11 protein-coding genes are annotated in these 13,523 nt (G+C 75.8%); 9 read left to right on the top strand and 2 right to left on the bottom strand.

The genetic code is table 11. The features are described from left to right. The first annotated feature begins 55 nt into the window (after positions 1 to 55). The 8 genes from IPO09_02480 (at position 56) to IPO09_02445 (ending at position 8,684) form a co-directional block, all read left to right on the top strand. Positions 56 to 1,582, top strand: coding sequence for a menaquinone biosynthesis decarboxylase (locus IPO09_02480; GenBank protein ID MBK9516217.1), 1,527 nt, complete (start codon positions 56 to 58; stop codon positions 1,580 to 1,582). 104 nt (positions 1,583 to 1,686) lie between these two features. Continuing rightward, positions 1,687 to 2,337 (top strand): ubiquinone/menaquinone biosynthesis methyltransferase, encoded by a 651-nt coding sequence (locus IPO09_02475; GenBank protein ID MBK9516216.1) that lies wholly within the window; start codon positions 1,687 to 1,689, stop codon positions 2,335 to 2,337. Beyond that, entirely contained in the window at positions 2,334 to 2,924 is a 591-nt protein-coding gene (locus IPO09_02470; protein ID MBK9516215.1) for a UbiX family flavin prenyltransferase, read from the top strand. The genes IPO09_02475 and IPO09_02470 overlap by 4 nt, the downstream gene beginning before the upstream one ends. Before the next feature lie 4 nt (positions 2,925 to 2,928). Beyond that, positions 2,929 to 4,104, top strand: coding sequence for an aminofutalosine synthase MqnE (gene mqnE / locus IPO09_02465; GenBank protein MBK9516214.1), 1,176 nt, complete (start codon positions 2,929 to 2,931; stop codon positions 4,102 to 4,104). An 8-nt stretch (positions 4,105 to 4,112) separates the two neighbouring features. Next, entirely contained in the window at positions 4,113 to 5,990 is a 1,878-nt protein-coding gene (gene mqnC, locus IPO09_02460) for a dehypoxanthine futalosine cyclase (GenBank protein ID MBK9516213.1), read from the top strand. Continuing rightward, positions 5,987 to 7,237 (top strand): amidohydrolase family protein, encoded by a 1,251-nt coding sequence (locus IPO09_02455; protein MBK9516212.1) that lies wholly within the window; start codon positions 5,987 to 5,989, stop codon positions 7,235 to 7,237. The genes mqnC and IPO09_02455 overlap by 4 nt, the downstream gene beginning before the upstream one ends. Then, positions 7,234 to 8,094, top strand: a complete 861-nt coding sequence (locus IPO09_02450; GenBank protein ID MBK9516211.1) for a UbiA family prenyltransferase — start codon at positions 7,234 to 7,236, stop codon at positions 8,092 to 8,094. The genes IPO09_02455 and IPO09_02450 overlap by 4 nt, the downstream gene beginning before the upstream one ends. A gap of 2 nt (positions 8,095 to 8,096) precedes the next feature. After that, complete coding sequence (locus tag IPO09_02445) at positions 8,097 to 8,684, top strand: ArsR family transcriptional regulator (protein MBK9516210.1); 588 nt, start codon at positions 8,097 to 8,099, stop codon at positions 8,682 to 8,684. Between the two features lie 61 nt (positions 8,685 to 8,745). Here IPO09_02445 and IPO09_02440 read toward each other — a convergent pair whose 3' ends face one another. Both IPO09_02440 and IPO09_02435 read right to left on the bottom strand, forming a co-directional pair. Continuing rightward, positions 8,746 to 10,899, bottom strand: a complete 2,154-nt coding sequence (locus IPO09_02440; GenBank protein MBK9516209.1) for a hypothetical protein — start codon at positions 10,897 to 10,899, stop codon at positions 8,746 to 8,748. A gap of 79 nt (positions 10,900 to 10,978) precedes the next feature. Further along, complete coding sequence (locus IPO09_02435) at positions 10,979 to 12,289, bottom strand: amidohydrolase family protein (GenBank protein ID MBK9516208.1); 1,311 nt, start codon at positions 12,287 to 12,289, stop codon at positions 10,979 to 10,981. Between the two features lie 104 nt (positions 12,290 to 12,393). Between IPO09_02435 and prfA the strand changes: the two genes are divergently transcribed. Beyond that, entirely contained in the window at positions 12,394 to 13,488 is a 1,095-nt protein-coding gene (prfA, locus tag IPO09_02430; protein MBK9516207.1) for a peptide chain release factor 1, read from the top strand. Positions 13,489 to 13,523: the final 35 nt, after the last annotated feature.

Here is a 13,523-nt window from a genome sequence, read left to right as displayed (position 1 = left end):
TTCCCTTCAACGAACGTTGAAAGGCTCGCCGCGCCGGGGTAGAGATCCGCGCGCCATGGCCTACCGCTCGCTCACCGAGTTCCTCGATCGCGCCGAGCGAGCCGGGGAACTGACCCGCTTCCAGGACCCCGTCGACCTCCGGCTCGACATGGCGGCGCTGGCCGACCGCGCCGCCAAGCAGGGCGGGCCGGTGCTGCTCTTCGAGCGCCCCTCCTCCGGCAGGTTCCCGGTGGCCATGAACCTCTTCGGGACCCGCCGGCGCACCAGCTGGGCGCTCTCCTGCGACGACTTCCAGGAGCACGCCGACGCGCTGCGCGGCCTCCTCAAGACCGCGCCCCCCAAGACCCTCTGGGACAAGCTGAAGCTCCTGCCCACCCTGGGCAAGCTCGCCACCATGGGGCCCAAGCTGGTCTCCTCGGGCGCCTGCCAGGAGGTGGTGCTGACCGGGGCGCAGGCCGACCTCTCCATCCTGCCGGTGCTCACCACCTGGCCGCACGACGGCGGCCCCTTCATCACCCTGCCGCAGGTCATCACCCGCGATCCGGAGACCGGCCTGCGCAACGTCGGCATGTACCGGCTGCAGGTGATGGGCCCGCACCGGCTGGCCATGCACTGGCAGCTGCACAAGACCGCCACCGCCCACTACCGCGAGTACCAGAAGCGCGGCGAGCGGATGCCGGTGGCCATCGCGCTGGGCGGCGATCCCGCCCTCACCTACTGCGCCTCCGCCCCGCTGCCGCCCAACATCGACGAGTACCTCTTCGCCGGCTGGCTGCGCGGCGAGGGGGTCCGCATGGTCAAGGGCGTGGCCACCGGCCTCGAGGTCCCGGCCGACGCCGACATCGTCATCGAGGGGTTCGTGGACACCTCGGCGCCGCTGGTGCGCGAGGGCCCCTTCGGCGACCACACCGGCTTCTACTCGCTGGCCGACGACTACCCGGCGCTCGACGTGGTGGCCATCACCCACCGCAGGGACGCGGTCTACCCGGCCACCGTGGTGGGGCCGCCCCCGGTGGAGGACCAGTGGCTCGGCAAGGCCACCGAGCGGCTCTTCCTGCCGCTCATCCAGCTCATCGCGCCGGAGATCGTCGACTATTGCATGCCGGTGGAGGGCGTCTTCCACAACCTCTGCCTGGTCTCCATCAAGAAGGAGCACCCGGGCCAGGGCAAGAAGGTCATCCACGGCCTGTGGGGCTCGGGCCAGATGGCCCAGACCAAGACCCTGGTGGTCTTCGACGAGGACGTCGACGTGCAGGACGTCAGCCAGGCCGCCTGGCGGGCCTTCGCCAACGTGGACGTGAAGCGCGACCTGGTCATCGCCGACGGCCCGGTCGACGTGCTCGACCACGCCGCGGTCCACTTCGCCTTCGGCGGCAAGCTGGGCGTGGACGCCACCCGCAAGTGGGTCGAGGAGGGCGGGCGCGAGTGGCCGGAGGTGTGCGTCCACCCGCCCGAGGTGGTGGCCCGCATCGACGCGCTCTACGACCGGCTGGTGCCGGGCGCGGCGCCGCTCACGCGCCCGAGGCTGGCCGCGCCGCCGGCCGCCTCCTGGAAGCCCAGGAAGGGCGGGATCCTCCAGTGAGCGGCCCCAGCCCCGGCGCCGGGCCGGGCCCCGCGGCCGCCAAGGCCGGCGCGGTGCCACTGCCCGGCGAGGGCCACGGCACGCGCGGCGCCGCGGTGCGGGCCATGTTCGACCGCATCGCGCCCCGCTACGACCTGCTCAACCGGGTCATGACGCTGAAGGTGGACCAGGCCTGGCGCCGCCGCCTGCTCGCCAGCCTGGCCCCGCGCGCCGGCGAGGCGCTGCTCGACCTGTGCGCCGGCACCATGGACGTGGCCGACCTGGCCCGGCGGGGCACCCCCGGGCTCTCGGTGGTGGGCGCCGACTTCTCCTTCCAGATGCTCCGCCGCGGCGTCGAGAAGACCGGCCTGCCGGCCAGCCAGGCCGACGCTCTGGCCCTGCCCTTCCACGCCGCCCGCTTCGACCTGGCCACCGTCACCTTCGGCATGCGCAACCTGGAGCGCTACGAGGTGGGCCTGGCCGAGCTGGCCCGGGTGCTCAAGCCGGGCGGCCGGCTCGGCGTGCTGGAGTTCTTCCGCCCGGAGTCGGCGGGCCCGCGGCTGGTGCACGGCCTCTACAACCGGCTGGCGCTGCCGGTGCTGGGGCGGGTGCTCTCCCCCGACCCCGAGGCCTACCGCTACCTGGTCGAGTCGATGGAGCGCTTCGCCTCCCGCCCCGAGTTCGAGGCGGCGGCGCGCCGCGCCGGCTTCGCGGACGTGCGCGGCCAGACCCTCTTCCCCGGCGTCTGCGGGCTGGTCACCGCGGTGCGCGCGTGAAGCTGGTGGTGGCGGTCAGCGGCGCCTCGGGCGCCCCCTACGCCAAGAAGCTGCTCGACTTCCTGGCCGAGCACGGCCCGGCCCACGGCGTCTCGACCGACCTGGTCTTCACCACCACCGGCAAGCAGGTCTGGGCGCAGGAGATCGGCGGGGCCCCCCGCTACCCCTTCACGACCTGGAGCAACCAGGACTTCACCGCCCCCTTCGCCTCCGGCTCCTCGCAGTACGACGCCATGGTGGTCATCCCCTGCTCGGCCGGCGCGCTGTCGCGCATCGCCTACGGCCTCTCGGTGGACCTGGTGGGCCGCGCCGCCGACGTCATGCTCAAGGAGCGGCGCCGGCTGGTGCTGGTGCTGCGCGAGACGCCCATCTCGCTGGTGCACGCCCGCGCCATGACCCAGGTCATCGAGGCCGGCGCCTTCGTCATGCCGGCCTCGCCGTCCTTCTACTCGGGGCCGCGCACCATCGACGAGCTGGTGGGCACGGTGGTGGCCCGGGTGCTCGACCGGGTCGGGCTGCCGAACGACCTCATGAAGCGCTGGACCGGCCTGGTGCCCCGCGCGCCCGAGCCGGTGGAGGACCCGTAAGCCCATGCCCCTCTCCCTCTTGGCCCACCGCGCCCTGGAGCGCGACGGCCTCGGCCCCATCCGCGACAAGGTGCTGGGCGGCGTCCGCCTCACCGACGAGGACGGCCTCACGCTCTTCGAGTCCACCGACCTGGCGGCGCTGGGGGCGCTGGCCAACCACGTGCGCGAGGCGCGCCACGGGCAGCTGGCCTTCTACAACCGCAACGTCCACTTGAACCCCACCAACGTGTGCGTGGCCACCTGCAAGTTCTGCTCGTTCGCCCGCCAGGACGACCAGCAGGCCTCCGAGGGCTACACCATGTCCCTCGACGAGGCGGTGGAGAAGGTGCTCTCCAAGCGCCCCCTCGGCATCACCGAGGTGCACATCGTGGCCGGCCTGCACCCCACCCTGCCGTGGGACTACTACACCTCGCTCCTGGGCCGCATCCACGCCGCCTGGCCCGAGCTGACCATCAAGGCCTTCACCGCCATCGAGTACCACTACTGGGCGGAGAAGTTCGGCAAGAGCTACGCCGAGGTGCTCTCCGAGCTGAAGGCCGCCGGCCTGGGCACCATCCCCGGCGGCGGCGCCGAGATCTTCGCCCCGCGGGTGCGCCGCAAGATCTGCGACGACAAGGCCACCGCCGAGCAGTGGCTGGAGATCCACCGCACCGCCCACGGCCTGGGGCTCAAGTCCAACGCCACCATGCTCTACGGCCACATCGAGCGGCTCGACGAGCGGGTCGACCACATGCGCCGGCTGCGGGAGCTGCAGGACGAGACCGGCGGCTTCCAGGTCTTCATCCCGCTGGCCTTCCACCCCGAGCACAACATGATCGGGAAGGCCTACCCCAAGCCCACCGGGTACGACGCCCTGCGCACCCTGGCGGTGGCGCGCCTGTACCTCGACAACTTCGACCACGTGAAGGCCTACTGGGTGAGCCTGGGCGAGCGGCTGGCGCAGGTGGCGCTGGCCTTCGGCGTCGACGACCTGGACGGCACCGTCCTGGAGGAGCGCATCTACCACATGGCCGGCTCCACCGTGCCGCAGGCGCTCTCGGAGCGGACGCTGCACGAGCTGATCCGCGCCGCCGGGCGGGTGCCGGCCGAGCGCGACTCCAACTACCACGTGCTGAAGGTGCACCAGCAGCCGCTCCCGCCGGCCGCCCCGCCGCCGCCGCATCTCTCGGTGGTCGCCTAGAGGTCCCCATGCCGAAGCTCAAGGCCGCCGCCGTCTCCTTCCTGAACGCCTGGCCCCTCACCGCCGGGCTGGAGCGCTCCGACCGCATCGAGCTGGTGCTGGCCGAGCCCTCGCGCTGCGCCGCGCTGCTGGAGGCCGGCGAGGTGGACCTGGCCCTGCTGCCGGTGGGGGCGCTGGCCGGCAAGGACTACGAGGTGGTGCCCGGCCTGGCGGTGGGCGCCGACGGCCCGGTGCAGACGGTGCTGCTGGTGGGCGACCAGTCGCCCGCCATCTGGGACGAGGTCTTCCTCGACACCGCCTCGCGCACCTCGGTGGTGCTGGCCAAGATCGTCCTCGACGCCATGGGCGTCCACCCGCGGTTCACGCCGCTGCCGGCCGAGCAGGGCGTGGCGCTGGCCACCGGCACCAAGGGGGCGCTGGTCATCGGCGACCGGGCCTTCGACGTGAAGAAGAGCCAGGTGCTCGACCTGGGGCGCGAGTGGAACAAGCTCTCCGGCCTGCCCATGCTCTTCGCCGTCTGGGCGGCCCGCCCCGGCGTGCTCACCCCGGAGGACGTGCAGGAGCTGGCCCGCGCCGCCCAGCACGGCCAGGGCCTCCGCACCGAGCTGGCCCAGAAGTTCGCGGCGCAGCGGGGCGGCGACCCGGAGCGCTACCGCCGCTACCTCACCCAGCGCATCCGCTACGGCGTGGGGCCGCACGAGATGGACGGCCTGGAGGCCTTCCTGCGGGTGGCGGCCGAGAAGGGCTTCCTGCCGCCCACCACGGTGCGCTACGCCGACGACCACGTGCGGGTGAAGCGGGTGCGCCGCCCGGTCTCGGTGGACACCGCGCTGGCCAAGGGGGCGGCCGGCGAGCGGCTCGACCCCGACGAGGCCGAGGCGCTCGACGAGCAGGCCCCGCTGCTGGAGCTGGGCCTGGCCGCCGACGCGCGCCGCCGCGCCCTGCACCCGGACGGCGTGGTCACCTACATCGTCTCGCGCAACGTCAACTACACCAACGTGTGCACCACCGCGTGCCACTTCTGCGCCTTCTACCGGCCGCGCGGGGCCGCCGACGCCTACGTGCTCACCCGCGAGGAGCTGGCGGGGAAGATCGAGGAGACCCTGCGGCTGGGCGGCATCGAGCTCCTGCTGCAGGGGGGGCTGCACCCCGACCTGGGCATCGAGTGGTACGAGGACCTGTTCCGCTGGGTGAAGTCGAGCTACCCCACCATCACCCTGCACGCCCTCTCCCCCGAGGAGATCTGGCACATCGCCCGCACCAGCGAGCTGGCGCTGGAGGCCACCATCCGGCGGCTCGTCGGCGCCGGGCTCGACTCCATCCCCGGCGGCGGCGCCGAGATCCTGGACGACGAGGTGCGGCGCCGCATCGCGCCGCTCAAGTGCTCCAGCGACGAGTGGCTCACGGTGATGAAGACCGCCCACCAGGTGGGCCTCAAGTCCACCGCCACCCTGATGTTCGGGGTGGGCGAGGAGCCGCGCCACCGCGTCCACCACCTGTCGCGCCTGCGCGACCTGCAGGACGAGACGCACGGCTTCACCGCCTTCATCTGCTGGCCCTTCCAGAGCGCCAACACCCGCCTGGTGGCCTCCGACGGCAGCGCCCACGCCTACCTGCGCACCAACGCGCTGGCCCGCCTCTTCCTCGACAACGTGCCGCACCTGCAGGCCTCCTGGGTGACCATGGGCGGCGGGGTGGCGCAGGCGGCGCTGCACATGGGCTGCGACGACTTCGGCCAGGTGATGATCGAGGAGAACGTGGTCTCGGCCGCCGGCACCACCTTCTCGATGGACTCCGAGGAGGTGGAGCGGCACATCCGCGACGCCGGCTTCCGGCCCTCGCGGCGCACCATGCGCTACGACCGGCTGGGCGGGGCCGGCGCGTGATCCGCGTCCTCTCGGCCCCCTGGGTGCTGCCCGGCCTGGCCGCCCCGGCCGGCCCCGATCACGCCGGCCCGGCCGCCGAGGCCGCCCCGCCCCTGCGCGAGGGGGCGGTGGCGCTCGACGGCGACCGGGTGGTGGCGGTGGGGCCGCGCGCCGCGGTGGAGGCGCGCCACGGCGAGGGGGAGCGGGTCGACGGCGTCATCTTCCCGGCCCTGGTGAACGCCCACCTGCACCTCGAGCTCTCCCACCTGGCCGGGCTGGTGCCCGGCGGCCAGGGGCTGCCGGCCTGGATCGAGCGGTTCGTCGGGGTGCGGCGCGCCACCGGCGAGGCCGGGGCCGTGGCCGCCATGGCCGCCGCCGCCGCCGCGCTGGTGGAGGCCGGCGTGGCCGCGGTCGGCGACGTCTCCAACACCCTCGGGTCGCTGGCGCCGCTGGCCGCCGCCGGGCTGGTCGGCACCGTCTTCCACGAGGTCTTCGGCGCCACCGACGAGCGGCTGGCCGCCGCCCGGGAGGCCGCCGCCGCCGTCCGCGCCGCCGCGCCGGCCGCGCCCCACCTGCGGGTGGTGGAGAGCCCGCACGCGCTCTACTCCACCGCGCCGGCCGGCCTGCTGGCGCTGCTGCGCGGGCCGCCCGCCTCGCTGCACCTGGCCGAGGACCCGGCCGAGCGCGAGTTCGCGGCGGGCGGCGCCGGCCCCTTCGCCGCCCTGCGCGCCCGCATGGGCGGCCCCCCCGGCCAGCCCGGCTGGGCCCGGTCCCCGGTGGCCCTGGCGGCGCCGCACCTGGCCCCCGGCTGGCTGCTGGTGCACTGCGTGGACCTGGACGACGAGGACCTGGGCCTGCTGCGGGGCGCCGGCTGCACGGTGGTGCTCTGCCCCCGCTCCAACCACCACATCTCGCGCGCCGCCCCGCCGCTGCTGCACCTGCTGGCGGCCGGCGTGCCGCTGGCCATCGGCACCGACAGCCTGGCGTCCTCGCCCTCGCTGGCGCCGCTGGCCGAGCTGGCGCGGCTGCGCCGCGACTTCCCCGAGGTGCCACCCGGCTGGCTCCTGCCGCTGGCCTGGAACGGCGCCGCGGTGGGGGCGCCCGGCCTGGGCCGCCTGGCCGTGGGCGCCGCGCCCGGGCTGCTGGCCGCGCCGCTCGACGGCCGCCCCGTCGGCGACCCCTTCGACCACCTGCTGGCCGCCTCCAGCCCCGGCGCGCCGCCGCTGCGCTGGCTGGCCCGGCACCACCCGGAGGCCCCCTCGCCGTGAGCGTCGCCGCGCTGGCCCGCATGGTGCGGCTGTCGCACTCCCTCTTCGCCCTGCCCTTCGTGGCGGCCGCGGTGGTGCTGGTGGCCCGGGACGCCCGGCTCGAGCCCGGGCGGCTGGCGCTGGTGGCGCTGGCGGTGGTGGCGGCCCGCACCGCCGCCATGGCCATGAACCGCATCGCCGACCGGCGCTTCGACGCCCTGAACCCGCGCACCGCCGGCCGCGAGCTGGTCACCGGCGCGGTCAGCCCGCGCGCCGCTTGGGCGCTCCTCACGGGCGCCGCCGGGCTCTTCGTGCTGGCCGCCGCGCTCATCTCGCCCCTGACCGGCTGGCTGGCGCCGCCGGTGCTGGCCATCCTGCTGGGCTACTCCTACGCCAAGCGCTTCACCTGGGCCTGCCACCTGTGGCTGGGGGTGGCGCAGTCCCTGGCCCCCATCGGCGTGGCGCTGGCGCTCACCGGCGCGGCGCCGCTGCCCTCCATCGTGCTGGGGGTGGGCGTGGGCGCCTGGATCGCCGGCTTCGACCTGTTCTGGTCGCTGCAGGACGCCGACTTCGACCGCTCGGCCGGGCTGCACTCCATCCCGGCCCGCTTCGGCGTGGCCGGCGCCCTGTGGTGGGCGCGCGGCCTGCACGTGGTGGCCGCGGTGGCGGTGGCGCTGGCCGGGCCGCTGGCCGGGCGCGGGGTGGCCTGGCTGGCCGGCAGCGCGGTGCTCTCGGCGGTGCTGCTGGCCGAGCACCTCTACGTGGCCCCGGGCGGCGCCCTGCGCCCCGACCGGCTCAACGTGGCCTTCTTCGACTACAACGCCTTCGCCTCGGTGGCCTTCGCCGCCTGCGCGCTGCTCGACCTGTGGGTGGCCTGACCGTGCCCGCCCTCTCCCGCCCGCCCTCGCGCGCCCCCGCCAGCTTCGCCCTGCTGCAGGCCGACCAGGCCGTGGCCGACGCGGTGGGCGGCCTGATGGAGCTGTGGGGCTTCAAGCGGCAGCTGGGGCGGGTCTGGGCGGTGCTGTTCCTCTCCGACCGCCCGCTGGCGGCGCCCGAGCTGTGCGACCGGCTGCAGATCTCCACCGGCCTGCTCTCGATGTCGCTGGCCGAGCTGCGCCAGTGGGGCGTGGTGCGCGGCGTGGAGGTGCCGGGCGACCGCAAGGAGCACTACCTCGCCGAGACCAACGTCTGGCGGCTGGTGACCCGGGTGCTCAGGCAGCGCGAGATGGAGCAGGTGAAGGGCGCCCTGGCCACCTTCGACCGGGCGCTCGGCGACCTGCGCGCCGCCCTGGCCGACGTGGACCCGGCGGTGAAGGCCCAGGCCCGCTTCAAGGCGCGGCGGCTGGAGCAGCTCATCGAGCTGACCCGCGCCGCGCTCACCGTGCTGCGGCTGCTGGTGGACTCGGCGCGCGCCGACGTGGGGCCGCTCAAGGCCCTGTCGGAGGCGCTGGCGCGCCGCCGCGAGTGAGGGGCGGCTCCGTGCGCGCCCTCCGGGCCGCCGGGGCGACGGCCGGGCGCAGGTCGGCCCGTCAGGGCGGCGACGCCACCGTGAAGGCGGCCGTCCAGAGCACGCCCTCGGCGAACGGCACGCCGGCGCGGTAGGGGGTGGCCTCGCCCGCGTCGGCCGGGCAGGAGCGGGCCGCCAGCCGGATGGCGTAGGTGCCGCCGGCCGCCAGGGTGCCCACCGGGAGCTCGAGCTCGGTGGCGGCGCCGGGCAGCACCCACCGGGCCACCCGCGCGCCCTGGGTGGTGAGGCCGTCGGCCGAGGTCAGCCGCCAGACCTCGAGGCGCATGCTGGTGGCCACGCCGGTGTTGGGCGGGAACCACTTCAGGAGCGGGGTGGCCGGCACGCCCACCCGCGCCACCAGGGCGTCGAGGTCGTTCAGGCTGGGGGCCTGGGGCGCGCCCAGGGCCGGCCCCACCGGGCTCGGCAGCGCCGTCAGGGCGTCGCGGCGCAGCACCTGGTTCACCGCGCCGGGCAGCGGCGCGGCCGTGGCGCTGAAGCGGACCGGCGCCGGCAGCTCGTAGGCGGCCTCCAGGTACTCCCGGTACTGGGGCGGCAGGAAGCGGGCGTAGGTGAGCGTGCCGGCGTCCACGTCGAGCGCGATGGCCGGGAAGCTGGCCTCCACCAGCGTGGCGGCGGCGGCGCCCAGCGGCGACGGGGCCGCCAGCGGCGCCGGGATGGCGTAGACCCCCACCCGGTGCGGCTCGCTGAGCGGCGCCGGCGCGAAGTCGGCGCCCGCCAGCTCGAACTCGGTCTGGCGCCAGTCGAGCGGCAGCAGGCCGGAGAGGTCGTGCACCAGCGTGGCCGCCGGCGGCGAGAGGGCGAACGGCTGGCCGTCGGCGATGGTCACCTTGGTGGCCTCGTCGAGGGCGGTGACGGCCACCGCCTCGCGGTACTCGATGGTGGCCACCTGCTCACCGACGCCGAAGCGGTACTGCGCCACCACCAGGTCGTCGCCGGCCACCAGCAGCGGGCCGAGCAGGGCGGCCCAGTCGAAGGCGTACGGCTCGGGGTCGCTGAAGCCGGTCCAGTCCGCCGTGGGCACCAGCGGCCGGGCCAGCTGCGCGCCCCAGGAGAAGAAGCGCAGCGAGTCGAAGCCCTGCCAGGTGTCGAGCCCGCCCAGGGTGAGCGTGGCCTGGGTGGGCTGCGTGGCCTGGGCCACGTCGGCCCGCCCGCCCCGATCCTCGCCGAGGTCGAGGTCGTCGGCGCTGCTCCCCACGGTGATGGAGCTCCCATCGGCGAAGGCCACCTTGGCCTGGTAGGCGCCCGGCTTCACCCCGGCGCGCCACCGCCCCGCCTCGGCCGCCGGCTTCATGGTGGTGACGGTGAAGCCGCCCGCGCCGTCCGGCTGCGACAGGACCACCGCGCTCACGCCGGGATCGGCCGCCACCGCGGTGGTGCCCGCCGCGTCCCCGGCCCAGTGGGTGATCAGCCTGGACACGGTCACCACCCGGCCCAGCGCCAGCTCCACCGCCACGGTGCGCGGCGAGTTGGGCGCACCGGCCGAGGCCACCGACAGGGTGGCGGTGTGCAGGCCAAGCGGCTGGCCGGCGGTGGCCGCGGTCACCGTCACGGTGTAGGGCGGCGCCGAGCCGGTCACGGCGGCGGAGAGCCAGCCGGTGGCCCCGCCCGCGGGGTAGCTGATGGAGGTGGTCGGCGCGGGCAGCGCCCCGGCGCCCACCTTGTCCACCTGCAGCGCCTGCGCGGCCGGGTCGGTGCCCACCGCCGGCGAGCTGAAGGCCAGGGTGCTGGCCGAGAGCGAGAGCGCCGCCGGGGGCGCCGCGCCCACCGTGAAGGTCACGCCGAGGGCCGGCGAGTTGTCCGCCCCCGGCGCGGTGAGGGTCACCGTGCCGGCGTAGCTCCCCTGGGCCAGGGCGCCTCGTGCGGCCGTGACCGTCAGCGTGAAGGGCGCGGCGGTGCCGCTCACCTCGGCGGTGAGCCAGCCGGCGCCGCCCTGGTAGGTCACCACGGCCTCCGGCTTCGCCAGCGTGCCGTTGCCGGCGTTGGTCACGGTGACGGCCCTGGCCGCCGGGTCGGCGCCCTCGAGCTGGGCGGTGAAGGTGAGGGTGGAGACCGACAGCTTCAGGCGGGGCGGCCTGGGGGTGGGCGTGTCGTGCTCGGAGCAGGCCGCGAGGGTCAGGGCGGCCAGGGTGGCGGCCAGCAGGCGGGGTGCCGTCATGGGTCTCTCCAGGTGCGCTCCGGAAGCGGGGCCGCAGCGGGGGCGCCGCGGGGGGCAGCAGTATCGACGGGCCGGCCGCTCAGGCCAAGAGGTGGGCCGCCGCCTGGCGCGCCCGGGCCGCCACCGCGGCCTCGTCCACGCCCAGCAGCCGCCCCTCGCGCAGCCGCACCTGGCCGCCCACGATGGCCCAGGCGGCCGGCGCCCCGGCCCACAGCAGCGCCAGGTCGCCGAGCGGCAGCGCCGGCAGCGGGACGGCCGGGCGCCAGTCGAGGATCACCACGTCGGCCACCGCGCCGGGGGTGAGCTCGCCGAAGGCCGCCCCGAAGGAGCGGCCGGCCAGCCGCGCCGCGCAGGGCCAGAGCGTGCTGCCGGCCAGGTCCTGGGCGGCGCGCGGGGTGCGGGCCTGGCCGCGCTGGAAGAGCACCGAGGCCACCAGCTCGCAGGCGGTGTCCGGGAAGAGGCCGTCGGTGCCGAGCGCCACCGCCACCCCCGCGCCGGCCAGCTCGGCCAGCGGCGGCATCTGGGTGCCCCAGAAGGCGGCGGCGCGCGGGGTGGAGGCCAGGGTGGCGCCGGCCGCGGCCAGGCGCGCCCCCTCCTCGCGGATGGTGGTGGCGCCGTGGGCCACCACGGTGCGCGGGCCCAGCAGGCCGCGCGCCGCCAGCAGGTCGATGGGGCGCAGCGCCCCGCGGAAGTAGGCCGCCGCCAGGTCGGTCTCGTCCTCGGCGATGGAGGCCAGCAGGCCGTGGCGCGGGGCCAGCGCCGAGAGGGCGGCCAGGAGGTCGTCGGGCGCGGCGTCCAGGCCGTCGAGGCCGGCCGCGCCGCGCAGCAGCGGGTGGTCGCGGTGGCGCTCGGCGAAGGCGGCCGAGGCCCCCGCCTCGCGCAGGCCCAGGCCGGCGCCGTCGCGGTCGCTGGCGCCGTAGGCCAGCACCGCCCGCAGCCCCACCGCCTCCACCGCCCGGCCGGCCGCCGCCAGCGACTCGGCGGCCCGCCCGGGCGCGGCCCGCAAGAGGTCGAAGGCGCAGGTGACGCCGCCGCGCAGCGCCGCCACCGCGCCGGCCGCGGTGAGCGCCTCGACGTGCTCCGCCTCGGCGCGCGGCTCGAGCGAGGTGCGCAGGCGGGACCGCCAGGCGTGCAGCACCGCCGGCGCCTGGCCCGGCAGGCCGGAGAGGCGCGCCAGCGTGCCCAGGGCCAGGTGGGTGTGGGCGTCCACCGCGCCCGGCACCACCAGGCGGCCGGCGGCGTCCACCTCCCAGTCGCCCGGGCGGGGCGGCACCACCTCGGGGGCCGGCACCACCGCCGCCACCCGGCCGTCCTCCAGCACCAGGGTGGCCGGCGCGGGCGCGCCGGCCGCGGCCACCAACCCTCCCCTGATCACCAGGCGTTCCGGCATGGGCGGCATCATCCCATACCGCGGGTGCTGCGGGAACCCGGCGGCTTGCCGCCCCCCGGCGATGCGGGTAAACAGGGGCGCCCACATGCTCTCCCCCCGAGGTCCTGAAGAGGCTCGACGCCATCGAGCAGCGGTTCGAGGAGCTGACCCACTCCCTGTCGGATCCGGCCGTGGCGTCCAGCGGGGAGCGCTTCCGCAAGGTCTCCAAGGAGCGCGCCGCGCTGGAGTCCACCGTGGAGGCGCTGCGCGCCTGGCGGCGGCTCACCGCCGAGATCGCCGACAACGAGGCGCTGCTGGCCGACGCCGACATGCGCGACCTGGCCAAGGAGGAGCTGGGGCTCCTCAGGCCCCGCCTGGAGCCGGCCGAGGCGCAGCTCAAGCTCTTCCTCATCCCGCGCGACCCGGCCGACGACAAGGACGTCATCGTGGAGGTGCGGGCCGGCGCCGGCGGCGACGAGGCCGGCCTGTTCGCGGCCGAGCTGGTGCGCCTCTACATCCGCTACGCCGAGCGGCGCGGCTGGAAGGTGGACCTGCTCGACACCTCGGCCGGCACGCTGGGGGGCGTCAAGGAGGCCACCCTCACCATCGCCGGCGACCAGGTCTACTCCTGGCTCAAGTACGAGTCGGGGGTGCACCGGGTGCAGCGGGTCCCGGCCACCGAGGCGCAGGGGCGCATCCACACCTCCACCGCCACCGTGGCCGTCATGCCGGAGGCCGAGGAGGTGGACATCCAGATCAGCCCGGCCGACCTGGAGATCGACGTCTTCCGCTCCACCGGCGCCGGCGGCCAGTCGGTCAACACCACCGACTCGGCGGTGCGCATGACGCACAAGCCCACCGGCACCATCGTGAAGTGCCAGCAGGAGAAGAGCCAGCTGAAGAACCGGGCCATGGCGCTCAAGCTGATGCGGGCCAAGCTCTACGAGCTGGAGCAGGAGCGGCAGCGCAGCGCCCGCGAGGCCACCCGCAAGAGCCAGGTGGGCACCGGCGACCGCTCCGAGAAGATCCGCACCTACAACTTCCCGCAGGACCGGCTCACCGACCACCGCATCGGCTACACCCGCCACAACCTGCCGGCCGTGATGGACGGCGACCTGCAGGACCTGGTGGACGCCTGCCGCACCTTCTACGCCGCCGAGGCGCTGCGCGAGGCCTCGCGCGGCGAGAGCAGCGGCGGCGGGTCGGAGCGGGGCTCCTGAGGGCCGCCAGGCCTGGCCGGCCCGCCACGGCGGGT

This window comes from Anaeromyxobacter sp. (genome assembly GCA_016718565.1).
GTDB lineage: Bacteria > Myxococcota > Myxococcia > Myxococcales > Anaeromyxobacteraceae > JADKCZ01.
This window is presented reverse-complemented; position numbering and strand designations above follow the sequence as displayed.